Below are 22,856 nucleotides of genomic sequence, written 5' to 3' on the forward strand. Positions count from 1 at the left end.
TGACCCCAGCTTCGAAATCGGGGTCAGATGAGACTCATCTGCCCCCAACTTCAACACGCAATCAGAGCTTGCGGCCCTTGCCGGCGGCAATCCGAAGCCGCAGGGCGTTGAGCTTGATAAAGCCTTCCGCGTCCTTCTGATTGTACGCGCCCTGGTCTTCCTCAAAGGTCGCGATCTTCTCGTCGAACAGGGAATCGGCGGACTTGCGGCCGACCACATCAACGTTGCCCTTGTACAGCTTCAGGCGAACGGTGCCGTTCACGTAGGTCTGGGTCTGATCGATCAGCGCCTGCAGGGCTTCACGCTCCGGCGACCACCAGTAGCCGTTATAAATAACCTCGGCGTAGCGCGGCATCAGGCTGTCTTTGAGGTGGGCCACTTCACGGTCCAGAGTGATGGACTCGATGGCGCGGTGGGCCCGCAGCATGATGGTGCCGCCCGGGGTCTCGTAGCAACCGCGGGACTTCATGCCCACGTAGCGGTTCTCGACAATGTCCAGGCGACCAATTCCGTTGGCGCCGGCCAGCTTGTTCAGGGTTTCCAGCACCTCGTGGGGCTTCATGTCCTGACCGTCGATGGCAACGATGTCGCCCTTCTTGTAGGTCAGTTCCACGTAGGTCGGCTTGTCCGGAGCGGCTTCCGGAGACACGCTCCAGCGCCACATGTCGTCCTCGGCTTCCGCCCAGGGATCTTCGAGGTTGATGCCCTCGTAGGAGATATGCAGCAGGTTGGCGTCCATGGAGTACGGGCTCTTGCCCTTCTTCTTCTCCACCGGGATGTTGCGCTCATCACAGTAAGCCAGCAGCTTTTCGCGGGAGTTCAAGTCCCACTCACGCCAGGGGGCAATCACCTTCACGCCCGGCTTCAGAGCGTAGGCGCCCAGCTCGAACCGCACCTGATCGTTGCCCTTGCCGGTGGCGCCGTGGGAAATGGCATCCGCGCCGGTCTCGTTGGCAATTTCCACCAGGCGCTTGGCGATCAGCGGGCGGGCAATGGAGGTGCCGAGCAGGTACTCGCCCTCGTAGATGGTGTTGGCGCGGAACATCGGGAACACGTAGTCGCGCACGAACTCCTCGCGCAAGTCCTCAATGAAGATTTCCTTGACGCCCAGCGCCTTGGCTTTCGCCCGCGCCGGCTCGACTTCTTCGCCCTGGCCAATGTCGGCGGTGAAGGTCACCACCTCACAGTTGTAGGTGTCCTGCAGCCACCGCACGATGACGGATGTGTCGAGGCCACCAGAATAGGCCAGCACCACCTTTTTGATATCAGACATGCCCTTGCTCCAGACTGGACCGAATGGATGTGTGGAAATAAGGGCGCTTATTGTACGGGACGGCGGTGGGATTGGCTATTGAGTGGGCTCGGGGTTTGGATAGGGGTCAGGTTTGGATAGGGGTCAGATGAAAGCGTTCATCTGACCCCAGGGCCGGGGCTTGGGCATGAGCTAGGGGGCAGATGAGACTCATCTGACCCCAGGGCTGGGGGGGGTGACATGACAACGGGGTCAGATGAGTTTCATCTGACCCCAGGCAGCCTCCGGCTTGCGTCAGCCCGCGTGCTGCTGGCTGACCACCTCTTCACGGATGCCATCCCAGCCGTCCTTAATGGAGCGGAGCAACGTGGCAACCTCATCCAGCTTGCTGGCGTCGTTCTTCACGTTGGCCTCGAACAGCGTGCGCTCCATGTAGTCGTACAGGCCTTCCAGCCTGACGGCCAGGTCGCCGCCCTGTTCAAAGTTAAGGAAACTCCGGAGGCCACCAATGATCTCGATGCTCTTGGAGATCAGCCGGCCTTTGCCTTCAACGTCGTTCGCCTGCATGCGTGCCTTGGCCATGTTGATGCGCTCGAGCGCGCCCGCATAGAGCAGCTGGATCAGCTTGTGCGGATCGGCATCGGTGATACTTGTCTGGGTGTTGACGCGCTGGTAAGCCTGTAACCCATTCATAAAAGACCTCACGTTTTCGTTCGAAGAGACGACCGGGCCGTCACTTCTTCTGGTTGTTCTGCGGCGCCAACGCCGCCAGCTGCTGGCTCACGTAACTCTGGGTGCTGTTGAGCTGGGAGATCAGCGAATCGGCCGCGGTGAACTGCGATACCAGCCGTTCACGGTAAGCCTGTATCCGGTCATCCAGCCTGGACTGCTCTTCCTGAATGCGTTCCGCATCTTTACTGATGCGGTCTGTCTTCGCCTCGATCACGCCATCCGGGCCGACCAGGCTGGTGACCAGGTTGACCGCGCGCTCGCCCACCCCTTCGATGAAGTTGATGACCCCGCGATCTCCGGTCGCAGCCCCGGCAATCCGGAGGCGGATGCCCTTGGCGTCGCCGGGGCCGGTCACGGTCAGTTCCTGGCCGTCGCCTTTGGCGAGTTGGCCATTGACCGTGCCGGCCACGTCCTTGCCCAGAGTGCCGGTTTTCACTGACAGACCAAGAGATGCCCCGTTTTCCACGGACATGACGCTGACGTTGGACCGACTACCGTAACTGCCCGAGGTAAACTGGAGTACGCCGCCGCTGTCCAGGCTGACCTTGACGGACTGTCCCGCCGCATTCAGGGCGGTGGCGGCGTTCAACTGGTTCTGGATCTCATCCACCAGGTCTTGGGCCGTGGCGTAGGTTTGCTGGGTCAGCGACAGGTTAACCGTGGTGCTGCCGTCCACGGTCAGTTCCAACTGATCGTTGGTGGCATCGATGGTGACGCCTGCGCCGAGGGCGGTATCGCCCTTGACCCCGCCCTGGGTGGCCGCCTGCGTGATCCGCACCTTGTAGCTGCCGGCCTGGGTATCGGAACTGCCCCCGAGAAACTGAAGGTCCGCGTCGGTCGCCTTGCCCTGTTCGGCAAAAAGCGCGGTCACGCTGTCCGGGTCCGACTTCAGCGCCTTTTCAAACTTGGCACTGTCGAAGCTCAACCCGCCGGTCTTGTAGTCGGTGGTGATCCCCACATCGGCCAGGGTCCGGATGCTCGCATTTTCCAGGCCCGGAACGACCCGCGTCAGCACACCGCGCAACTGAGACTGGATAGCCCGAACCGCCGAGTCGCCGGACAGGATACCCCCCTGCCCGGTTTCCGCGTTGTAGCCCGCCAGCCCTTTGATGGTGGCCTGGAGGTTGTTGAATTTGTCGACGAAGGCAGACACACGATCCGCCACCGCTCCGAAATCCTGCTCGACCTTGATCACCGACGAAACCCCTGCTTCGGTGACGTCGAAACTCAGGCCGTCAATCACGTTGTCGATGGTGTTGGTAGGCCGGGTAATGGTGATGCCATTGACGTCCACTTTGGCGTCTTTTGCTGCAACCGTTTCCTGAAGATTCTGGGTCGTACCGTCGAACGCAAATTGGGACAGCCCGCTGGCATCGGTGTTCACGCCGTCGTCATCGGCCACGGTCACGGAAATGGCGTTGGCCGTGCCGGTCTTTTCCGAGGACATGACCAGCCGGTAGCCGCTACCGGTGTCCACAACGCCGGCGGTGACGCCAACGTTGGCGTCATTTATGGCCTCGGCCAGCCCCTGGAGCGTGTTGTTCGTCCCGTCGATGGTGAGCGTCTTGGTCGAGTCGCCGGATGTGATGGTGAGCGAGCCTGTGCCGATGGAGGTCGCGTCTTTGTCTGCGAACGTGGCGGACGCGAGGGATTGCGACTGGGCAAGATCAATCACATTCACCGTGTAGTTGCCGCGGCTGGCCTTGGCGCTGTCAACGGTGACGCTGACGGACTCGTTGGATGATGTGGCGGAAAACGCCTTCAGATTATCCGGCGCACTGAGCTGCCGTAGCGGCAAGCGCAGGTCTGTGACGGCGCTGCGAAGTGTGCCGTAGGCGGAAATCAGGGCTTCGTTGGTTTTGGACCGCAGATCCAGACGGCTCTGCGCAGGCTTGCGCTCTGCAGCCACCAGCTGGTCGACGAGGTCTGATGTCAGAACCCCCGATCCAATGCCCAGTGATGATATGCCCGCCATGGTGTGTCCTCCACGTGGAGTGAGCCAACTGTCTGTTCCTGTTATCGGCCGGGAGCGGCAAAACTTTGCCCCCGCAGACCACGAAACCTGTAACAGTATGTAAGCAAAAACACCGCTACGCCAGAAGCGTAGCGGTGCTGAAAGGCCGTTGTATCACGCCCTGGCGCCCAGTCAGGCGTCAAACTTTGGCGTTAAACAACGTCAGCGGTTCATCCTGCTGCAATTTCTTTGCCAGTCTCAAGGCCACCTCATCGGGAATCTGACGGATAACTTCCTGAGTCTGCTGATCCACCACCTTGACGACGGTTTGCCCCAGTTCATTATCGACCTCAAACTGCAGATCCCGCTGAACATTCTGGACAAAGTCGTTGAGCTGGGAGACCGCCTGGTCGAGCTGCTTGCGCTGATCCTCGGCCTGCGTTTCCAGCTTCTGGGCTTCAGACACGGGGCGAGGCGACACAACGTTGGCGCCCCCGACCTGAGCTGATGCAACAGGCGATGCCTGCGCAGGAGATGACGACAGTGCCTTGGCCGGCGCTGCACTCTTCACGAGCCGCAGATCCGGGCTGTTCAGGTTAACGTCATTCATAGCGTTACCTCGCTACCCTGTAACGGCGGAAAGCCGGGACCCGAAGGCCCCGGCTGTTACCGCGTTGCCCCTTACTGCAGGAGGGACAGGACCTGCTGCGGCCGGGCATTCGCCTGGGCCAGGACCGAAATACCGGCCTGCTGCAGCACCTGGGACTTGGCCAGCTTCGCCGTTTCCGCCGCGAAGTCCGCATCCAGGATCCGGCTCTGAGCAGCGCTCAGGTTGGTGCTGGTGGACTCCAGGTTGGAGATGGTGCTCTCAAACCGGCTCTGGATCGCACCGAACTTCGCGCGCTGGGAGCTGATGGTGCTCAGGGCGGCGTCGACGGTCTTCAGGGCCTGGGTGGCGCTGTCGAAGGACGTGATGTCCAGGTCAGCGACGCTGCGCAGCTCGGAGCCTTTGTCGGCGAAGGCGTTGGAGCCGGTCACGTCAACCGCGAAGGAGCGGTCAGAATCCAGCTGGATGTAACCACTCACCGCCACGTCTTCCGCCGTGGTGTCCGCGGTCAGCGTTGAGGCCGAGCCTGCGTCCACCAGCGCACCAGTGGCATCGCGGGACTGCTTGGTGACGCTGACGTTGCCGGCGTTCTGCACGCCAGTGTCGCCCACGGTGATGTCTTTACCCGTCTCGTTGCGCAGGACCACGGAAGCGCCGTCTTCGGAGACTTCGGCGGTGATGCCGGTCTTGGCAGACTGGTCATTGATGGCGGCCACGGCGGCGGACAGAGAGTCCTGGCCACTGGTTGCATCAATGGTGAACGAGATGGACTGAGCGGTGTCGTTCTCGCCGGACAGATTCAGGGTGTAGCTGCCGGAGGCTGCGAACGCCAGATCCACTTCCGTACGGGCCGTGGCGGTGACGCCGGTGCTGCCGGTTTTGGAGTTGATGTCGCTGGCGATGTCGTTGGCTTCAGCATTGGCGGCGATGCTGATGGTCTCTGAACCCAGGTAGCCGTTGATGGCAACGGAACCGGAGGTTACGCCGTTGACGGCAGCGCCGCCGGATGCGGCTGTACCGGCAGCCGCGCCGCTGGCCAGTACCTGGTTGTTACCGAAGCTGCTGGTTCGCAGGTTGGTGGTGGACGCCGAGATGGTCTCGTTGGCGTTGGCACCGACCTGGAACTGGGCGGTCCCGAAGGTACCGTCGAACAGCTTCTGGCCGTTGAAGTTGGTGGTGGTAGCGATGCGATCCAGCTCGGAAACCAGCTGGTTCACTTCGTCCTGCAGCGCCTGACGGTCAGACGAGCTGTTGGAGGCGTTGGCAGACTGAACCGCCAGTTCACGCACCCGCTGCAGAATGTTGCTGCCTTCACCCAGCGCACCCTCAGCGGTTTGCGCCAGGGAGATGCCATCGTTGGCGTTGCGGGTTGCCTGGTTCAGGCCACGAATCTGGGCCTCGAAGCGGTTGGAGATCGCCAGACCAGCGGCATCATCCTTGGCGGAATTGATGCGCAGGCCAGAGGACAGCCGCTCAAGTGCCTGGTTGGACAGCTTCTGGGACTTATTCAGCTGGTTCTGGGCGGACAGTGACGCCACGTTGGTGTTGATACCGAGAGCCATGATGCTTCTCCTTGAACAATTTGGTTTTCTCTAGAAGTGGTCTGGCGCCCTTCCTGAGAGTTGGGTGCGCCGCCCTACTGTTCCGTTTAACGGCGCTACCCCGACCAACTTTAAGGAGCTGGGCACTTTTTTTGTAAATGAATGTAAAACGTTGAATTCAGCGCCCGGTCCAGGCTTTTCTCCAGTCCGCCAGTGCCTGTCCTTCGAGCATCCAATCGGCCCGCACGGCCTGCTGAAGGCCATCTCCTTCCCGGGCAAGATCGTCCAGATTCGCAAGCCGCTCGCGAATGGCGTCCATCCAATCCTTATAGCGGTTCTTGACCCGGGTCACCGGTAACCCCGCCCGACGATAGGGCAACACGTCACTGCAGATGACCGGATACCCGCACACGCCGTACTCCAGCAAGCGAAGGTTGCTCTTGCAGCGGTTGAACAGGTTGTCTTCGAGCGGCGCCAGGGCCAGGTCCAGATTCAGCGAGGCCAGCTTTCGGGGGTAATCCTGGATATCGATACCATCGTGATACTCAGCGACGAAGGGCCGAAGAGATTCCGGACACATGCCAAAAAACACCCACTCAACCTCATCCGCCAGGTCTCGGACCACGTCCGCAATCAGCTCCAGATCGCCCGTATGCCCCATACCTCCGGCCCATCCCACTCTGGGGCGCGCGCCACGCTGGCGTAGGCTGCTGACCCCACCCCACCAGTCCACCGGCAGCCGGTTCTCCACCACTCGGATATCCGGATGCATGCCCTCAAGCGCCTCAGCCAGCGGCGCCGTGGAGACCACAAACCGGTCGACGTGGCGAACCGCCCTCCGCAGGGATTTGAGGATGTCCCTGGGCATGGCATCGCGATAGGCACTCTTCATCGGAAGGTTGGGGAGGTAATCGTCCAGTTCATAGACGAGGGGTGTGCGGGCCAGCTCGCGGATACGACGCATCTCGGCAATCTGATCGTCCGTGACCTGCCGCTGGACAACCACCACATCCGGATTCATCCGCGCCAGCTCCGGCAAGGTGAGTGGCTCCCGCGCCAGTATTCCGGCCACTTGCCCGTCGGCGACCATGGCCTCGTAGGGTTTGATCATCCGGTAGTGCCCGCAGCCCCAGGGATCCGCCGGATAGCAGACCACGGATGGCCGGCCATTGCCCGCAGCCGGCCGCCAGGTGAGGTCGATCCGCTGCTCCACCTCAAAGCCCTGGCCCACCAGGGTCAGGTTTGGATTGTACGCCGGGTCATTGGCAATAACCGGCAGCCAACGCTCGTAGATGCGATCCTGCTCGCCTTCGAAACGCACCCGCTTCTGCGTCAGCGCCGTCTCATCCACCGTATTCTGGCTGGCGTTGGCCACATGCATGACCAGAGAGTGCGGCGTCCAGACCACGAGATAGCCCGCCTCGCGAACCCGCAGGCAGAAATCGACGTCGTTGTAGGACACACTGAAGGCGTCCTCATCCAGGCCACCGAGCTCCTGGTACAACGATGCCCGGACCATCAGGCAGGCGGCGGTGACCGCGCTGTAGTTCTGGTCCACCTGCAGGCGGTTCATGTAGCCCGGCGCCTCCGGGGACTGGTCAACGAAGGCGTGTTCCGCGGGCCCTCTCAGCCCGAGAATCACGCCGCCATGCTGAACCCGTCCGGACGGAAACAGCAGCTTTGCACCGACAATCCCCACCTCAGGCCGCAACGCGTGATTGAGCAGCGCATCCAACCAGTCGCCACGGAGCACGCCCGTATCGTTGTTCAGCAGGACCAGGTATTCCCCTCGTGCCTGGCGGGCGGCCTCATTGTTGATGGCCGAGTAATTGAATGGTTTGGTGTACCGGAGCACCCGCACATGGTCGAGGCCCATGTTTTCAAGGCCGGCCAGCCAGGCCCGCGCCTCGGCGGTCTGGCTGTTGTTGTCCACAATCAACAGTTCAACGTTCGGATATCGGGTCTTTTCCAGCAAGGACTCCACACAGGTCTGCAGCAGGGGCAACTGGTCCTTGGTGGGGATGATGATTGACACCAGCGGTGTCGCATTGTGATTGTACCGGACCCGAAAGGTGCCCAACCCCGGATTGGGTTCGACATCGGCCTGGTAACCCCGCCGTTCAAGGTGGGACTCAATGACCCGCTGCTCCTGCCCCAGGTCTCGCACCGGGCGACCGGGCTCGCTGATCACCAGTGGCTCCGGCACGTGGCCGAAGGCACCAAAGCCCGCTGCCTCCAGCAAGCGGAGCGCAAAATCGAGCTCGAACGCCATCGGATAGCTGGAATCAAACCCGGACAGCTCCGTCACCGCGTTGGTCCGAAACAGCCAGTGGCGCGCCAGCGCCCCGGGATTGCTCAGCAGCATGTCGAGATTGAAGTCGGGGCGGAACGCGCCGCCACCGATAAAACCACCCTCGCGGACCAACCCATCGCCGTAAACCGCATGGCAGGTGTCCGGGGCCTCCGACAATTCCTGTGCCAGCCGCCAGACCCCTTGGGGATTCAGTTCATCCCAGCTGTCCATCAGCATCAGCCAGCCCGGGTGCTCACTCGCCAGTTGCGTCAGAACCTCCGGTACGTCCCCCGGCGCAGCCTGCACCATCAGAACATCGCGGAAGTACGCCTCCGGGTACCGGCTGACGTCCTCGGTGATCACGATTCCGCGCAGGGTCGGCACAATGTGCCGTGTGATCCTGAGGGCACTGACGGCCAGCGCCAGTCGCTGATCCCCTGGAGAACGATCCCAGATGCAACAGTGTATGACGGGCCCGGTTTGCGACGCTTTTGCCTGACGATCGGCGGGGCCCGGAATGCGGCTGGCCAGCCAATGGCCAAGGGCGATGGGGTATCCCCGCTCCCGGGAAACCTGGCGGGCCTCATCCAGCGCGAACACCGAGAGTGCTTGCGGGTCAATCTGGCCCACCGTCAGCAGGTGCTCCATCAGGGGAAACTGGCCAAAAGCACCGTCGTCCCCGAGTCGCCTCACCCGCACCCGCCCGTCCAGCGGCAGAGGCTCAACGCCCAGCCGGTCCAACTGGGCCAGGAACACCGAGCGGCCGTAATCGCCCACGACGTTCGCCGTTGCCTGTCTCTGGGCCTGGCCGGCGTGGGTCCGGAAACAGGACTGGGCGTCTGACAGGTAGGCCAGGTGCCGATGATTACCGAGGGCATTCACAAACAGGGCCAGGTCGTTCACGGAATTGACCATGCGGTTACCGAGGGCGCTCATATGGGGCCAGCAGGCCCGCAGAGGCTCAGCGCGGAGCAACACACTCGTCGGCTCCCCCACGAAATTGATCGGGAACCGGGACCAGAACCGAAGCAGGTCCTGGCCATGAACGAGCGCGTCTTCGTCGAACGGGCAGTGCGTGGCCAGGATGTCCGGCAAGGTCTCGCCCTTGTCGTCGATCAACCGGCGCCGACCGGTCACCAGGCCGATGTCGTCGTTGGCCTCCAGGACGGCCACCATCCGGGCGGTCGAGCCTGGCAGGAGCAGATCGTCGTCGTTCACAAACCGGAGGTAGGTGCCCTTTGCCCGCTCAAAGCAACGATGCATATTGATCAGGCCGCCGCACTGCGGGTTGTTCCGCTCATAGCGGACCGGCAGCGACGTTGTTTTTGTGAATCGCTCAACAACCTTCTGCACTTCGTCGTCCGGCGAGTCGTCACCTACGATGATTTCAGCGTCGGTAACGCCCTGGTGCTCAATCGACTGCAGCGCTTCGAGCAGAAAATCCGGCTTGAACGCAGGCACAAGATAACTGACGCGAACGCGAGCGCGGTCAGCGTTGGAGGTTGAGAGAGTCATAGGTCGAAATCAGTATCGTCAAGAAATTGGTCGAGGCCCCGTTCGCGGGTCTCCCGGATAATGGTATTTGCCAGCACTGGATCAAGCTCGTCCCGCCAGCGATCGCTGACCGACCGATCTTTGAACACCGCGTAGGGGTCGTCGTGATGGTGCTCGTTCGCCGTCTCCAGAAACCCCCTGGTCTGCGCCGTCCACTGGAGTCCAGCACGCTCGAAGATCCATTGGGAGGTCGCCACCGATGCCTGAAGTAATTGCGCATAGTGAACCAGCGTAAACCGCTCCGGGTAGGCGTCGGCCAGCTCCACGAAACGCTCCGTCACCGCGAGCCAGTCGTCAAAGCCCCAGTATTCACCCACACCGTCTTTGCGGCAGGCCCCGCTGCGCCAGTCCTTGTCAATCTCGCATCCCTTCTTGGCAAACTCTCGGTGGGAGTGAATCCAGGAATTCATCGCGGCGCAGGGGTGCCGCACGATACCCACGATGTGGATATCCAGCGACGACGTCAGAAAGCGCTCCAGCAATTCATGGTGCCGGGACGTCTTGTAGGCCAGCACGGACGGCGCGGTCTTGGTGAACGCCGGATAGGCTCCGGACGCCACCAGGTGACGCTGCATCAGGAAATCGTCGTCGTCCGCCGCCAGCAGGTCCGTCAGGAAGGCCGAGATCGCCTGGTCAGAGTCGTCCGGGTGCAAACGATTCTTGAAGCGATAGGCAAACAACGGTTCGGTACGAAAGGCCACTGCCGGATCGCTGTTAACGATCTGCCCGAGCCAGCTGGTACCCGACCTAGGCATACCAGTCACAATCACCGTTTTCATGCTTCAGGCTTCTCCAGTACGCAGTCAAAACGATATCCCTGGGTATAGAGCGCCTCGGGTTGCGCGTGAATGCGGCAGACCAGGCCCAGGGACCGGGCAACCTCATTAAAGAACTGCGGATGGAACCAGGTCCCCATCACGTCGGCGCCGTCGGCCAGTGCAGCCAGATACTGCCTCAGGCGCTGCCCTTCACCGTAGAACGACCATTGTTCCAGCGCGTTCGGAACACCGCCAATCAGGACGCGCCCGCCGGGCGGCAGCGCTACGGACAACCGCGCCAGGAAGGCCGCCATGTCTGAATAGGAAAGGTGTTGTGCCACTTCATACAGATAGACCTTGGAGAACGCCAGGCGCTGCCAGTCCTGCGTCATCAGCGATCCGCAGATGTAGGCAATCCGCTCACCCGCCGAAGACGCTTCCGCTTCCCGGACCAGATCGGCGTTGCGTTCAATGCCGGTCACCTGCCGGCAACGCCGGGCGACCCGACGCGTCAGTAACCCATTACCCGCCCCAATATCCAGAACACAATCCGATGGCGTAAGGGACAGCAGCGTCGAGATCTGCTCCACGATCAGGTCGATTTGGGCTTCCGATACGGGTTCGCCGTTGACCGTCTTGCCCACTTGCCAGAGCGGGTTGCGGCTCTCGCGGACGCGTCTTGAATAGTAGTCATCGGTACTCACGCTGAGAATACTCCCTGTTGCACCATACGCCGGGTATCGCTGACGCCGTTCCACAGCAGCACGTCCAGAATCGAGAGGCCCGGCACGAACGGGCGGTGGCCCTGTTCGTAAGGCGTCAGCAAAGGCTCGTGGAAGGCCAGCTCAATGCCCGAAGCGTCGAACTCCTCTTGCCGAAACAGAGCCGCGCCGCCGGCTGGATTCAGGTACCGGGTCGCGCCCAGAGCCTCGGCAAGGCGCAGCGCCCATTGTCCGGCGTGCTCGACGTCTCCAAGCGGCAGATCGGCGCCGCTGAGGGTCACCCACTCAGGCGCAAGATCCAGAACCCCAGCCATTCGACGCAACGTCTCGCACACAAGGACGGACAGATTCTCCGTTTCAACGTCCACGCAATGATCAAACACGTCCATTGCCTCGGCAAAACAGGGCGCGCGCCTTTTGAGAAACGAAAGTTGGCCCCGAATGCGGCCGCGCCAATCCGCCTGGGCGATGGCAATGTCATTAATGGCATCGAAGCGGCTTTTCCCGGCCAGCGGGACCGTCATGAACTGCCACTCTTTCGCAGGGTCCGGATGCAGGATCCGGTTTCGATTGACCCACCCCTTGTTCACAAACTGGATACGATCAAAAAAGACCCAGGTATCCACGCTGGCCATGAGCTGGAAGTACCCGATGTAGGGGAAAAAGTACGGCTGCATGGCGCCCAGCGTCGTCATTCAGCGCCCCGCCGCCGACGTGAGAACGTCCGAAATGCGCAGAAAATCCTGTTCCGACAGGTCGGGGTACAGGGGCAGACACAGAATCTGTTCCGCCGCTTGCCGGGCATTGGGCAGCGGCAACTGGCGTGCCTGCCGATACATCGGAAAGTCCGTGATCAGCGGATAGAAATAGCGCCTCGCCAGGATGTTGGCGCGCCGGAAGCGATCGTAGAGCTCGTCCCTTGAGCAGGGAAACGTGGGGCGGACCAGGACGGGGCAGTAGGCATAGTTCCAGGATACCCCGTCGGGCTCCGGCATCAGCTCCAATCCCTCCAACGTTGACAGGAGCTCACCATAGCGGCGATACCAGCGCTGTCGGTCGGCAATCACCCGCGGCATATTGGGTAACTGGAGGAGGCCAACCGCCGCCTGGAACTCGTTCATCTTCCCGTTGATGCCCGGCGCCACGACGGTCACCTCATCCGCAAACCCGAAATTCTTGAGGTAATCGATCCGGCGCTTGGTCTTCAGATCCGGGCAGACAAGCGCCCCACCCTCAAACGTGTTGAAGATCTTGGTGGCGTGAAAGCTGAGCACCGAGAGGTCTCCGGCGTTCAGCAGACTCTCGCCATTGGCCTCGACGCCGAAGGCATGGGCTGCGTCATAAATCACGCTCAGCCCATAGATGTCGGCAATCCGCTGGATTTCCGCGGTATTCGCAGGCACGCCGTAGCAATGGACCGGGAGGATGGCTGTGGTTTCGGGTGATATTGCTGCCTCAATCGCCGCAGGATCCAGATTGAACGATCCCGGCTCAATATCCACGAACACCGGCTTGAGTTTGTTCCAGATCAGGGAGTGGGACGTTGCCACGAACGAATAGGGCGTGGTGATGACCTCGCCCGTCACCCGCAACGCCTGGAGGGCCGTGACCAGGGCCAGGGTGCCGTTGGCAAACAGGGACAGGTGCTTCACGCCCAGGTGACTGCAGAGCTGGCGCTCCAGCTCAGCGTGGAACTGGCCACCGTTGGTCAACCGCCCACTCTGCCAGATGGCCTCCAGCATCGGCATGAGGTCACCGAGTTCCGGGAGCACCGGGCGCGTGACGGTAATGTCTTCGTAACGGGCTTTATCGCTCTTATTGGTCAACGTCTTTTCTCTCCACCGACGCGCTCTTCAGTCTGAACACATCCTAGCATCATAACTCTGAACGCTCGCCAGACCGCGCCAAATAACCGGCAACGGTCTGCCGTTTTTTTGCCCATTCGCCGGTTTCGACCCATCACCGACGAACACCAAACGCCGAAAAAGTCCGCCTAGCTCATTGTTTATTAAAACATTCCAAAGATCATGGCACGCCCTTCGCTTTGTGCAACCCAGCGGCACCTCAATTTGAACCGCCGGCGGGGCATCCTTTCTCGGGTGGACTCAGAGTACCGGCGACTCTGCATGGTAGGGAGAACAGCTATGCCTCAGATCATTAATACCAACATTGCTTCGCTGAACGCTCAGCGGAATCTCAACGCGTCTCAGTCCGACGCCAACACTACGTTGCAACGCCTGTCCTCTGGCCTTCGTATTAACTCGGCGAAAGACGACGCCGCGGGCCTCGCCATCGCAGAGCGCTTTACCTCCCAGATCAAGGGCATCAATCAGGCGGTCAGAAACTCTAACGACGGCGTGTCTCTGGCGCAGGTCGCTGAGGGGGCCCTGGGTGAATCCGGCAATATTCTCCAGCGGATGCGGGAGCTGTCCGTGCAGGCGGCCAACGCCACCAACTCCGCGTCTGATCGAAAGGCGCTTCAGTCCGAGGTGAACCAGCTTAAACAGGAGCTGGAGCGGATTGCGACCACCACCGAGTTCAACGGGCTCAAACTGCTAGACGGCACGTTCCAGGCGCAGAAATTCCAGGCCGGGGCCAACGAGAACCAGACCATTTCGGTTTCGATCACCGGCTCTCGCATCGACAGTCTGGCCAACAACACGATCACCGCCAGTAACGCGGTATCCGGCCAGGGCACCGGGTCTGCCATCGGGCCGGCCAGCGGCTCGGCGCCGGCGTTGAACGGCCTGGCACCCCAGGACATCACCATCGCCAGCTCGCTGGACTCAAAGACCGTGTCCATCACGGCCTCTGGCGCCACGGCCGGTGATATTGCCGCCGAAATCAACAAGCAGGCGGAAACCACCGGCGTGACCGCCACGGCCCGAACCACGGCAACCCTGGATGGCCTGGCGGCCAGCGGCACGGTCTCGCTCAAGCTGTCCAGCGGTGGCTCCAGCTCGGCGACCATTTCCGCCCAGATCTCCGACGTCAACGATCTAGAGCCGCTGGCCCGTGAGATCAACGCCGCGTCCGGCAAAACCGGCATCACCGCCGAAGTGGACAACGGCAAGATCACGCTGATCGAGGAGACCGGTCGAGACATCACCATCGAAGGCTTTACCTCAAACGCGGGTGCCGGCACCACCGTCAACTTCCAGGGCTCGGCCGATACGTCGGCCATCCAGTTGACGTCTGGCAGCACCGACAGCGCCAGGACCTCCGGTGAGATTACCTTCGACTCGGCGCAGTCCTTTGCCATCACGTCAACAGCTGATGCCGCGGCAGGCAGCATTCTGAATGTGGCGGCGAACACCGCCATCGGGTCAACGCCGGAAACCATTGCCGACGTGGATATCAGCAGCTTCGAAGGTGCCAGCAGTGCCCTGAGGGTGATCGACTCCGCGCTGGAAACGATCAACGGCATCCGGGCCGATCTGGGTGCGGTTCAGAACCGCCTGCAATCAACCATTGCCAACCTGAGCACCACGTCCGAGAACCTGTCGGCGGCCCGCTCACGGATCCAGGACGCAGACTTTGCCGCAGAATCCGCCAACCTGGCCAGAACCCAGGTTCTGCAGCAGGCCGGCCTATCGGTCCTGGCCCAGGCAAATGCCCGGCCGCAGCAGGTGCTTCAGCTGCTGCAAGGCTAACCCACTACTCTAAACCCAGGCGGCTGACGAGGTCATCATGCACGCACACCATCAAACGGCAGAACAGTCCCGGCAGGCCCAGGCCCAGGTTGCGCGGCTGGTACTGCAGGCCAACCTGGCCTACGGCGAATCCAACAGCCAGGAGCTGAGCTACGTGCAGCGCCTCAAGGCCCGCCAGGAGTGCCGGGAGTACCTGACCCGGGCGCTCACGGAGGAGCCGGGCAGCGCACAGGCCCTGGGCCTGCTTGGCCGGGTCGAGCTGGATGATGGCGAGCTGGAGCGGGCCCACGCGCTGTTCAACGCCAGCCTGAACAGCCAGCCGGGGCAGAGCCAGCAATACTGCAACCTCGGCTACTGGGCTTTGAAATCCGAGCGGCCGTCTCTGGCGGAAGCCTATTTCCTTCAGGCCCTGGAGTGCGACCGGCAATCCGCCGCCGCTTTCTGCGGCGTTGCTCACGCCAAGCGCCAGCAGGGGCAGTTTGATGTGGCCTACCTGCACTATCGCAAACTGCTGCGCACCGGCGCCGAGTGGCCGTCGGTGTACTCCGGCATGCTCACCTGCGCCCAGCACCTGAAGGTGCACCAGGCGGACACAGAGCTGGCGGCCGATGCCATCGCCCTGCTCCGCCAGGACGGCCTGCCCCATCAGGACATCGGCGGGTTTGTCGCCGCTATCCTGACCCAGCAGTACGATCTGATAAACCCAAGCGCCGAGGTTTTCCTGGATGCGGCCGCCGATGACGAGTTGCTGATCCTCGCCCTGCGACGGACGTTGATGTCCAGCCCCGAAGTGGAAGAGCTGGTGGCCCTGCTTCGCCGGGCCATTGTGGCGGAGGTGGCTCACACCACCACCCTGCGGGACGAGTTGCAACCCTTGTGCCTGGCGATAGCCGAGTATGCGGACCGCACCGGTTACGCCCTGGCCGCGGAAGACGATGAAGAACGGCTGGTTGACGCCATTAACGACAGCCTCAGCGCGCAGTTCGCCCTCGCCGAAGACCTGGACTCCCTGGTCGGCTCGCTGATGATCAGCGCGCTCTACGGGGCGCTGTTTCACCAGCCCTTTGCCACCCAGCTCGGCCGCTGGGACCTGTCTGACTGGCCGGCGGCCATGCAGCCCATGATGGCGGCCAGCTTCTATCACCGGGCAGCGGAAGAAGCGGTGAAACAGAACTTCGAGGAGAAAGCCGACGAACTGTGCCTGGCCAAGACCGATGTTCCCCAGGCCTGGCCGGTATGGAGCCAGTTGGCCTACCACAACGAATCGAGCCTGCACGCCGTGATGGAGCAGGAGCTGGGCCTGGCCTCCGGGCGCCTGCCGGACACCCTCCGTTTGATGGTCTGCGGAGCCCAGTCCGGCCAGCGAGCCCTGGAGTTGGCCCGCTACCTCGAGGATGTTGAAGTAATTGCCGTGGACGAGTCCCTGGCCAACATTGCCAAAGCCACCCGCATGGCCGGGGAGCTTGGCCTGGACAACATCGTGTTCTGGCCCTGGTCCATTGCCCAACGCTTCGTGGCGGACGGCCATCAGGTTCACTGGGTGGAAGTCGGTCGGCTGCCCTCCCCCGCCATGACGGGGCTCTCTCTCGCGGCCCTGATTAACAGCGCCGCCTGCGCCGGCGCAGTCGTGCACATGCACACGGCCATGGCGGAACAGACTGACGGCGACCGGCAAATCCGGCAGCTGATTACCGATCACTCCCTGGCACCCACACGGGCAACGCTGCGCCAGCTGCGCCGCATGGTCCTTGCCAACCGGCAGGATGCACTCTGGACGGCCCTGCTGAGCGATAACGATTTCTACAGCCTCGGCGGTTGCCGCGACCGCTGGTTCTGCCCGCAGGATCCCGCCCAACTCCGTGACTTGATGGCTCTGGTCAGCAATGAAGTGGAATGGAAGCTGATCAAGGCCCGTGACGAGGACGGCCACAGCCTTGCCACCGCGCCGGTACAGCGCCAGATCCAGGCTGAGGCGCTAGGGAGTGAGGTTCAGAGCCTGATGGGGCAGAATCTCAGCGTGTACTTCGTTCGGCGCCGGTAAGTAAAACGGGGTCAGATGAGCTTCATCTGACCCCAGGTCCAGCCTCCAGGTTCGCAAAGCGGGGTCAGATGACATTCATCTGACCCCAAGCTCTACGCCTGTTCCCGGGGTCAGATGAAGCTCATCTGACCCCAACGCCAACATGACCCCAACACCAACAAACCATGGTATAGTCCTCGCTCGTTTTCGAAACTCACTTAACGTCACAAGGACTGTGATGCCATGCCCAGACCAGGACGGCTCTGCCCCCCAGGCGTTCCCCAACACATTATCCAGCGCGGCAACAATCGGCAGGCGATCTTCGGTGGCCGTGGCGATTTCGCGTTTTTCTCCGGCCTGTTAAAGCGGTACAGCGAAGAGCACGCCGTTGCCATTCATGCCTGGGCGTTAATGACGAATCACGTGCATCTGCTGGTTACCCCGTCCGATGAAACAGGGGTGTCGGATTTCATGCAGTCCATCGGCCGGCGCTACGTACGGTTTTTCAACCGCCGTCACGACCGTACCGGTGGCCTTTGGGAAGGTCGTTTTCGGTCATGCGTGATCGATTCAGAAAACTACCTGCTGAGCTGCCAGCGCTACATTGAGCTGAACCCGGTGAAAGCCGGCATGGTCAAGAACCCGGAAGACTACTGGTGGACCAGCTACCAGTGCCACGCCCTCGGCCAGCAAAATCCGATGCACCAGCCCCATGAGGTCTACCAGTCCCTGGCGAAAAGCCCGTCTGAACGTAAACGTCGCTACCGGCAGCTGTTCAATCTCCCTCTGCCGGAAGATGTGGAAGACCGGATCCGCAAGAGCATCAAGAATGGTAAGCCGCTCGGGGATGAGGCATTCCGCCGAAAGTTTGGGGAGGAGTAAAAGCAGGGGGCAGATGTAAAAGGCAGGGGTCAGATGAAACTCATCTGACCCCGGTGTACGAAGGTAAGTCTGGCGTTGAACCTCTGGGGTCAGATGAGTTTCATCTGACCCCGATTTACGCCGGTGAGTCCGGAGCTGGACCTCTGGGGCCAGATGAGTTTCATCTGACCCCGATTTACGCCGGTGAGTATGGAGCTGGACCTTTGGGGTCAGATGAATTTCATCTGACCCCTTTCCCGCCCCGTTCTCACATATACGGAATCAGCGACTCACCGTACAAATGCAGATCCTCCAGGATATGCTGGCGTTCCGGGGTCAGGTTCGGGTCGGCCGCGAGGCGCTGGAGCTCCTGGCCATAGGCCTCAAGCGATCGCCAACCTTTCTTGGGGTGCATCAGGCGCTCGGCGCGGAATTGCTCCCACCGCTCCATCTCTTCCCCATCCAGTGTTGCCGGGTAATTCCGGGCGCGGTAGCGAAACAGCATCTCCGGCAGGCGCGTGTCATCAAATCGCACTTCCTGCTCGCCCAGACTGTCAACGGGCTGAGCCAGCAGCCAGTCAAGTTTTTCCCGGTCGGTCCGGCTCATGAAACCACCGGTGTAGAGCTGCTCGTCCGGATCGGTCAGGTCGCCGGCGGGGCCGTCCTGGCCGAAGGCCTCGGCAATACGTTGGGGCAGGCCCGGGTCGCTGCGAAGCTTCGCGAGATTCGCCCGCAGGGTATCGCCGTCCAGGGCCAGATCGGCCAGGCGTTCGGGTGTGAGGGTGGAGAGCATGTTGGCGGGCGCCAGCACCGGGCACTTGTTCAGTTGCACGCCTTTTAACGGAAACCGGCTGACGCCCGCCTCCAGGTCCGCCTGGGCGGTAAACACCCGCTCCCGGATCTGGTCCGGCGTTGCCTTCAGCAGCTCAGTCGGGTCGTCCCGAAGGTCGTACACCACCACCAGGTTCTTGTTGGTCGGGTGCTCGGCCACCGGCGCCACCAGTGCGCAGCAGCCTCGGGTGGCCGGATACTTGGCGGAAATGTGGAACACCGGCTTCATGGCGGCGGTATCGAGCATCTGGCGGGCAGAGTGCTTGTCCTTGTTGTTGAGCACAAACTCGAACAATTTAGGCTGTTTCTCCTTGATCAGCTTCGCCACCGCGATGGTGGCCAACACGTCGGACATGGCATCGTGGGCGCTCTCGTGGGCGATGCCATTGGCCTTGGTGAGCTCCTCCAGCCGGAAACTCGGGCTACCGTCCTCCTTTTTCGGCCATTCGATGCCGTCGGGCCGCAGGGCGTAGGTCAGCCGCACCATGTCAATAATGTCCCACCGGGAATTGCCGTTCTGCCACTCACGGCCATAGGGGTCTCGCAGATTGCGGTACAGGGTGTGACGGGTTACTTCGTCGTCGAACCGCAGGCTGTTGTAGCCCACCACGCAGGTGCCCGGCTGGCTGAATGCCTCGTTGATCTGGGCGATGAATTCGGCTTCCGGGAAGCCGTCTTCCAGAGCCTTCTGAGGGGTAATACCGGTAATCAGGCAGGCTTCCGGCGACGGCAGGTAATCATCCGCCGGCTTGCAGTAGATCACGAGGGGGTCTTCGATGATGTTCAGATCCGCGTCGGTGCGCACGCCGGCAAACTGGGACGGGCGGTCGTGAATCGGGTCCACGCCGAAGGTTTCGTAGTCGTGCCAATAGAAAGACCGGATCAAGGGGCCACTCCTGCCAGTAGTCAATTAATCAGGCAGGAGTGTACCACTCAAAACAGTTTCGTCCCCAGATCCACCCGCTGGGTCTGCAGGCGGGCAATGCCGTCCGGGCCGGCAAGCTGGCTCATATTAATCTTCATACTGCTGGGCAGATTAATGAACACACCCTGACCGGCGTTAATGGTTGCGCCCGTGCCGTCCGGGCTTTGCCAATTGACGCCTTCGCGCTGGAAACCGATAAAGAAATCGTTAGTAAATCCGGTGGTGCCGTCGCCGTTATCGGAGCCCACGACCAGCGACTGCAGGTGGCTCAGGGGCGCGCAGTTGATGCCGGTGCTGCAGTCCGCAGCCACACTGCCATCGTTTATGCCGATGTAACCGGCCCGGTAGTTTGTGGCCTGGCTGGCGGCGTCAAACAGGGTGGCATCGTGCGCCACGCCGGCATCGTCCACCAGCTGCACGCCGATGTTGCCGCTGAAACTGGACGTTACCGACGAGACAGAGCCGCGAGCCTGCTGGAAACCCATACGGAAGCCGGACAGCTTGCCATCGGTGGGGTTCTCCGCCAGCTCCAGATACGGCTGCACCGCTTCAAACGGCACGACGTCGCCGGCAGAGTATGTCTGGCCGTTGTATTGCACGCCGTCTTCCCGGGCGATGTGGCCCATAGCAAAATGGGCGGCGGAGAAATCGGTGCCGCCGTTGATCTGGCCCACCTGAAGATCGTCAATGTTGACGCGGGTTTCCACATCCATCCCCAGCGTCAGCCGGGTGAACTGGTGATCCACACCAGGGATGGTTTCCACGTCCATAAAGCCCTGGCCTGTGACTTCGCCCATGGCCTGGTCGGTCATGGCTTTCATCTCAGCCTGGGCATGGGGCGCGCTGCCCAGGCAGAACACGGCGAGGGCAGCGTATCCGTACGCAGTCATTCTCATGTTGTGTGTCTCTGATGTTGGTTATTCGGAGCCTTGTTTCGACGCCCGGCTCTCTACCCCGATCTCTGTCGGGTTTTGCTTCAACGCCACTATATCGGAGGCAAATGGGCCAATTGAGTGAGGGCGTTCACAAACGGCAACAATTCGTTCAGGCTGGTTACAAATTGATGAGAAACTCGCATTTAATATGTATACAAACCATACCGGTGGTACAATGGCGGTTTTAATTGCCACCCCTCCACGGCTGTAGCAATGACCACCCGCATCCTGATTTGCGACGATTCTTCCCTTGCCAGAAAACAGATGGCCAGAGCCCTGCCGCAGGCACTCCAGGGCGCTGTCTCGTTCGCCACCAACGGCCAGGAAGCGCTCGAACAGCTCCGGGCGGGAACGGCCGACCTGCTCTTTCTCGACCTGAACATGCCCGTGGTGGACGGCTATGAAGTGCTGGAATGCATTCGCGCGGAAGACCTGCCGGTGCTGACCATCGTGGTCTCCGGCGACATCCAGCCCGAAGCCCGTGCCCGGGTGCGCAAACTCGGCGCCATTGATTTCATACGCAAGCCCACCGATACCGCGATTGTTCTTCGGCTGCTGGACCAATATGGCGTTTACCGCCCCGGTGAGCTTGAGAACACCGCCCTGCGGGACAAGTCACTGACCACCGATAGCGTCAGGACCCCGGATATCTCGGTTTCCCTGAGCGACTATCTGCAAGAAATCTCGAACGTTGCCATGGGCCGATCGTCCGATTTGCTGGCCCGGTTGCTCGGCATCTTCGTCCGCCAGCCCATTCCGCGGGTGGCTTTCATCGCCAATTCTGAGCTGCATATGGCCATTTCCGCCGCCGGGGACAGCGACACCTACTCTGCGGTCTGCCAAGGCTTTACGGGCGCAGGGATTGCCGGTGAAGCCCTGCTGCTGTTTGCAGACACCAGCTTCCAGCGAATGGCAGAAATGCTCCACTACGACAACCCGACCGACGATACCGTCAACGTCGAAGTGCTCATGGACATGTCCAGCATCCTGTTCGGCGCCTTCCTCAAAGGCCTGGGCGACCAGCTCGACATCCGTCTCGGCCTCTCTCACCCGCAGGTCCTGGGCCAACATCGCCACATCACGGATTTACTGGAACATCATCGATCCCGCGACGAACAGCTGCTCTGCCTGGAAATCAGCTACGCGCTGGAAAACCAGGACATCGAATGCGATATGCTGATCCTGCTGACGGAAACCTCCCTGCCCTTCCTGGAACAACGCCTGCGCTACCTGGTGGACTGACATGACCCTGAACAACATCGACCCCGGCGCCTTTCACTGGCTCGTGGATATGCTCGAATCGGTCGAAGTGGGCCTGGTGGTTCTGGACCTGGATTTCCGAGTACATACCTGGAACGGGTTCATGGAAAACCACAGCGGCATCACCGCCACCCAGATTCAGGGCAAATCGCTGTTTGACGTCTTCCCGGACATTCCCGAAGCCTGGCTCAAGCGAAAAGTGGATGCGGTTGCGTTGCTGAACACCCGGGCGTTCATTTCCTGGGAACAACGCCCCTACCTGTTCAAATTCCGGAACACGCGGCCCATCACCGGCATCGAGGAGTACATGTTCCAGAGCCTCACCATCACACCGCTGACCGCGCCGACCGGGGATGTCGATAAAGTGTGCCTGATGGTGTACGACGTCACCGACATCGCCACCAGCCGGCGGGCCCTGGAACGGGCCAACGAGCAGTTGGAAAAACTCAGCATGACCGATCGCCTGACCGGCCTGCTCAACCGGGGCACCTGGGAAAACCTGGTGGACGCGGAGTACGAGCGGTTTCGCCGCTACGGCCATCTCACCAGCCTGGTGATGTTCGATATTGACCACTTCAAGCCCATTAATGACACCCTCGGCCATTTGGCCGGGGACGAGGTGATCCGCCACACCGCCCGGGTGACCAAGGACGCCATTCGCCAGTCTGACAAAGCCGGCCGCTATGGCGGTGAGGAGTTCGGCATCATCCTGCCGGAGACAGACGCTGAAGGCGCACGGGTAATCTGTGAGCGCATACGGGAAACCATTGAACAAAGCCTGGTGGATACCAGCAACGGCGAAGTGCGGTACACCATCAGCATGGGTGTCGCGCAGTTAAATGACGCGCCTGAAAACTACATGCAGTGGCTGCAACGAGCCGATGAGGCATTATATGCGGCGAAAGAGGCGGGGCGGAACCGGGTGGTTATTGCTTGAAGTCGGGGTCAGATGAAACTC

General features: G+C 61.4%; 17 protein-coding genes. 5 read left to right on the top strand and 12 right to left on the bottom strand.

The window, feature by feature from the left end; translation table 11 throughout:
* Positions 1–61: 61 nt before the first annotated feature.
* The 10 genes from V3388_RS07955 to V3388_RS08000 all read right to left on the bottom strand — a co-directional run bounded on the left by V3388_RS07955 (position 62) and on the right by V3388_RS08000 (position 13,161).
* A complete protein-coding gene (locus tag V3388_RS07955; RefSeq protein WP_336366990.1) occupies positions 62–1,273 on the bottom strand; it encodes an argininosuccinate synthase in 1,212 nt (403 codons plus the stop codon).
* A gap of 273 nt (positions 1,274–1,546) precedes the next feature.
* Complete coding sequence (gene fliS, locus V3388_RS07960) at positions 1,547–1,945, bottom strand: flagellar export chaperone FliS (RefSeq protein ID WP_336366991.1); 399 nt, start codon at positions 1,943–1,945, stop codon at positions 1,547–1,549.
* A 40-nt stretch (positions 1,946–1,985) separates the two neighbouring features.
* Entirely contained in the window at positions 1,986–3,959 is a 1,974-nt protein-coding gene (fliD, locus tag V3388_RS07965; protein WP_336366992.1) for a flagellar filament capping protein FliD, read from the bottom strand.
* 178 nt (positions 3,960–4,137) lie between these two features.
* Complete coding sequence (locus V3388_RS07970) at positions 4,138–4,548, bottom strand: flagellar protein FlaG (protein ID WP_336366993.1); 411 nt, start codon at positions 4,546–4,548, stop codon at positions 4,138–4,140.
* Positions 4,549–4,619: 71 nt separating this feature from the next.
* Positions 4,620–6,107: a flagellin N-terminal helical domain-containing protein gene (locus tag V3388_RS07975; RefSeq protein WP_336366994.1), complete on the bottom strand. Its 1,488-nt coding sequence runs from the start codon at positions 6,105–6,107 to the stop codon at positions 4,620–4,622.
* A gap of 157 nt (positions 6,108–6,264) precedes the next feature.
* Positions 6,265–9,894, bottom strand: coding sequence for a glycosyltransferase (locus V3388_RS07980; RefSeq protein ID WP_336366995.1), 3,630 nt, complete (start codon positions 9,892–9,894; stop codon positions 6,265–6,267).
* Positions 9,891–10,712 (bottom strand): sulfotransferase, encoded by an 822-nt coding sequence (locus V3388_RS07985; RefSeq protein ID WP_336366996.1) that lies wholly within the window; start codon positions 10,710–10,712, stop codon positions 9,891–9,893. The genes V3388_RS07980 and V3388_RS07985 overlap by 4 nt, the downstream gene beginning before the upstream one ends.
* Positions 10,709–11,395: a class I SAM-dependent methyltransferase gene (locus tag V3388_RS07990; protein ID WP_336366997.1), complete on the bottom strand. Its 687-nt coding sequence runs from the start codon at positions 11,393–11,395 to the stop codon at positions 10,709–10,711. The genes V3388_RS07985 and V3388_RS07990 overlap by 4 nt, the downstream gene beginning before the upstream one ends.
* Positions 11,392–12,108, bottom strand: a complete 717-nt coding sequence (locus tag V3388_RS07995) for a WbqC family protein (RefSeq protein ID WP_336366998.1) — start codon at positions 12,106–12,108, stop codon at positions 11,392–11,394. Before V3388_RS07995 ends, V3388_RS07990 begins: the two co-directional genes overlap by 4 nt.
* Complete coding sequence (locus V3388_RS08000; RefSeq protein WP_336367302.1) at positions 12,109–13,161, bottom strand: DegT/DnrJ/EryC1/StrS family aminotransferase; 1,053 nt, start codon at positions 13,159–13,161, stop codon at positions 12,109–12,111.
* 396 nt (positions 13,162–13,557) lie between these two features.
* On the opposite strand from V3388_RS08000, the gene V3388_RS08005 reads away from it, so the two are divergent.
* The 3 genes from V3388_RS08005 (at position 13,558) to V3388_RS08015 (ending at position 17,968) form a co-directional block, all read left to right on the top strand.
* Positions 13,558–15,066, top strand: coding sequence for a flagellin N-terminal helical domain-containing protein (locus V3388_RS08005; RefSeq protein ID WP_336366999.1), 1,509 nt, complete (start codon positions 13,558–13,560; stop codon positions 15,064–15,066).
* A gap of 37 nt (positions 15,067–15,103) precedes the next feature.
* On the top strand, positions 15,104–17,107 hold the full coding sequence (locus V3388_RS08010) for a hypothetical protein (RefSeq protein WP_336367000.1): 2,004 nt from the start codon (positions 15,104–15,106) through the stop codon (positions 17,105–17,107).
* A gap of 222 nt (positions 17,108–17,329) precedes the next feature.
* On the top strand, positions 17,330–17,968 hold the full coding sequence (locus V3388_RS08015) for a transposase (protein WP_336367001.1): 639 nt from the start codon (positions 17,330–17,332) through the stop codon (positions 17,966–17,968).
* 247 nt (positions 17,969–18,215) lie between these two features.
* Here the strand turns inward: V3388_RS08015 and sbcB are convergent, their stop codons facing one another.
* Together sbcB and V3388_RS08025 are read right to left on the bottom strand one after the other, a co-directional pair.
* Positions 18,216–19,664 (bottom strand): exodeoxyribonuclease I, encoded by a 1,449-nt coding sequence (sbcB, locus tag V3388_RS08020; protein WP_336367002.1) that lies wholly within the window; start codon positions 19,662–19,664, stop codon positions 18,216–18,218.
* Positions 19,665–19,711: 47 nt separating this feature from the next.
* Positions 19,712–20,599, bottom strand: a complete 888-nt coding sequence (locus V3388_RS08025; RefSeq protein WP_336367003.1) for a hypothetical protein — start codon at positions 20,597–20,599, stop codon at positions 19,712–19,714.
* Between the two features lie 252 nt (positions 20,600–20,851).
* On the opposite strand from V3388_RS08025, the gene V3388_RS08030 reads away from it, so the two are divergent.
* Both V3388_RS08030 and V3388_RS08035 read left to right on the top strand, forming a co-directional pair.
* Positions 20,852–21,880 (top strand): response regulator, encoded by a 1,029-nt coding sequence (locus V3388_RS08030; RefSeq protein ID WP_336367004.1) that lies wholly within the window; start codon positions 20,852–20,854, stop codon positions 21,878–21,880.
* Between the two features lies 1 nt (position 21,881).
* Positions 21,882–22,835, top strand: coding sequence for a GGDEF domain-containing protein (locus V3388_RS08035; protein WP_336367005.1), 954 nt, complete (start codon positions 21,882–21,884; stop codon positions 22,833–22,835).
* Positions 22,836–22,856 lie beyond the last annotated feature (21 nt).

The sequence above is a fragment of the Marinobacter sp. C2H3 genome, from assembly GCF_037080155.1.
GTDB lineage: Bacteria > Pseudomonadota > Gammaproteobacteria > Pseudomonadales > Oleiphilaceae > Marinobacter.

Excerpts from the sequence above, each read along its gene's own strand:
- V3388_RS07955 (WP_336366990.1), bottom strand. The coding sequence starts at position 1,273 with ATGTCTGATATCAAAAAGGTGGTGCTGGCCTATTCTGGTGGCCTCGAC.
- fliS (WP_336366991.1), bottom strand. The coding sequence starts at position 1,945 with ATGAATGGGTTACAGGCTTACCAGCGCGTCAACACCCAGACAAGTATC.
- fliD (WP_336366992.1), bottom strand. The coding sequence starts at position 3,959 with ATGGCGGGCATATCATCACTGGGCATTGGATCGGGGGTTCTGACATCA.
- V3388_RS07970 (WP_336366993.1), bottom strand. The coding sequence starts at position 4,548 with ATGAATGACGTTAACCTGAACAGCCCGGATCTGCGGCTCGTGAAGAGT.
- V3388_RS07975 (WP_336366994.1), bottom strand. The coding sequence starts at position 6,107 with ATGGCTCTCGGTATCAACACCAACGTGGCGTCACTGTCCGCCCAGAAC.
- V3388_RS07980 (WP_336366995.1), bottom strand. The coding sequence starts at position 9,894 with ATGACTCTCTCAACCTCCAACGCTGACCGCGCTCGCGTTCGCGTCAGT.
- V3388_RS07985 (WP_336366996.1), bottom strand. The coding sequence starts at position 10,712 with ATGAAAACGGTGATTGTGACTGGTATGCCTAGGTCGGGTACCAGCTGG.
- V3388_RS07995 (WP_336366998.1), bottom strand. The coding sequence starts at position 12,108 with ATGACGACGCTGGGCGCCATGCAGCCGTACTTTTTCCCCTACATCGGG.
- V3388_RS08000 (WP_336367302.1), bottom strand. The coding sequence starts at position 13,161 with ATGCCGATGCTGGAGGCCATCTGGCAGAGTGGGCGGTTGACCAACGGT.
- V3388_RS08005 (WP_336366999.1), top strand. The coding sequence starts at position 13,558 with ATGCCTCAGATCATTAATACCAACATTGCTTCGCTGAACGCTCAGCGG.
- V3388_RS08010 (WP_336367000.1), top strand. The coding sequence starts at position 15,104 with ATGCACGCACACCATCAAACGGCAGAACAGTCCCGGCAGGCCCAGGCC.
- V3388_RS08015 (WP_336367001.1), top strand. The coding sequence starts at position 17,330 with ATGCCCAGACCAGGACGGCTCTGCCCCCCAGGCGTTCCCCAACACATT.
- V3388_RS08025 (WP_336367003.1), bottom strand. The coding sequence starts at position 20,599 with ATGAGAATGACTGCGTACGGATACGCTGCCCTCGCCGTGTTCTGCCTG.
- V3388_RS08030 (WP_336367004.1), top strand. The coding sequence starts at position 20,852 with ATGACCACCCGCATCCTGATTTGCGACGATTCTTCCCTTGCCAGAAAA.
- V3388_RS08035 (WP_336367005.1), top strand. The coding sequence starts at position 21,882 with ATGACCCTGAACAACATCGACCCCGGCGCCTTTCACTGGCTCGTGGAT.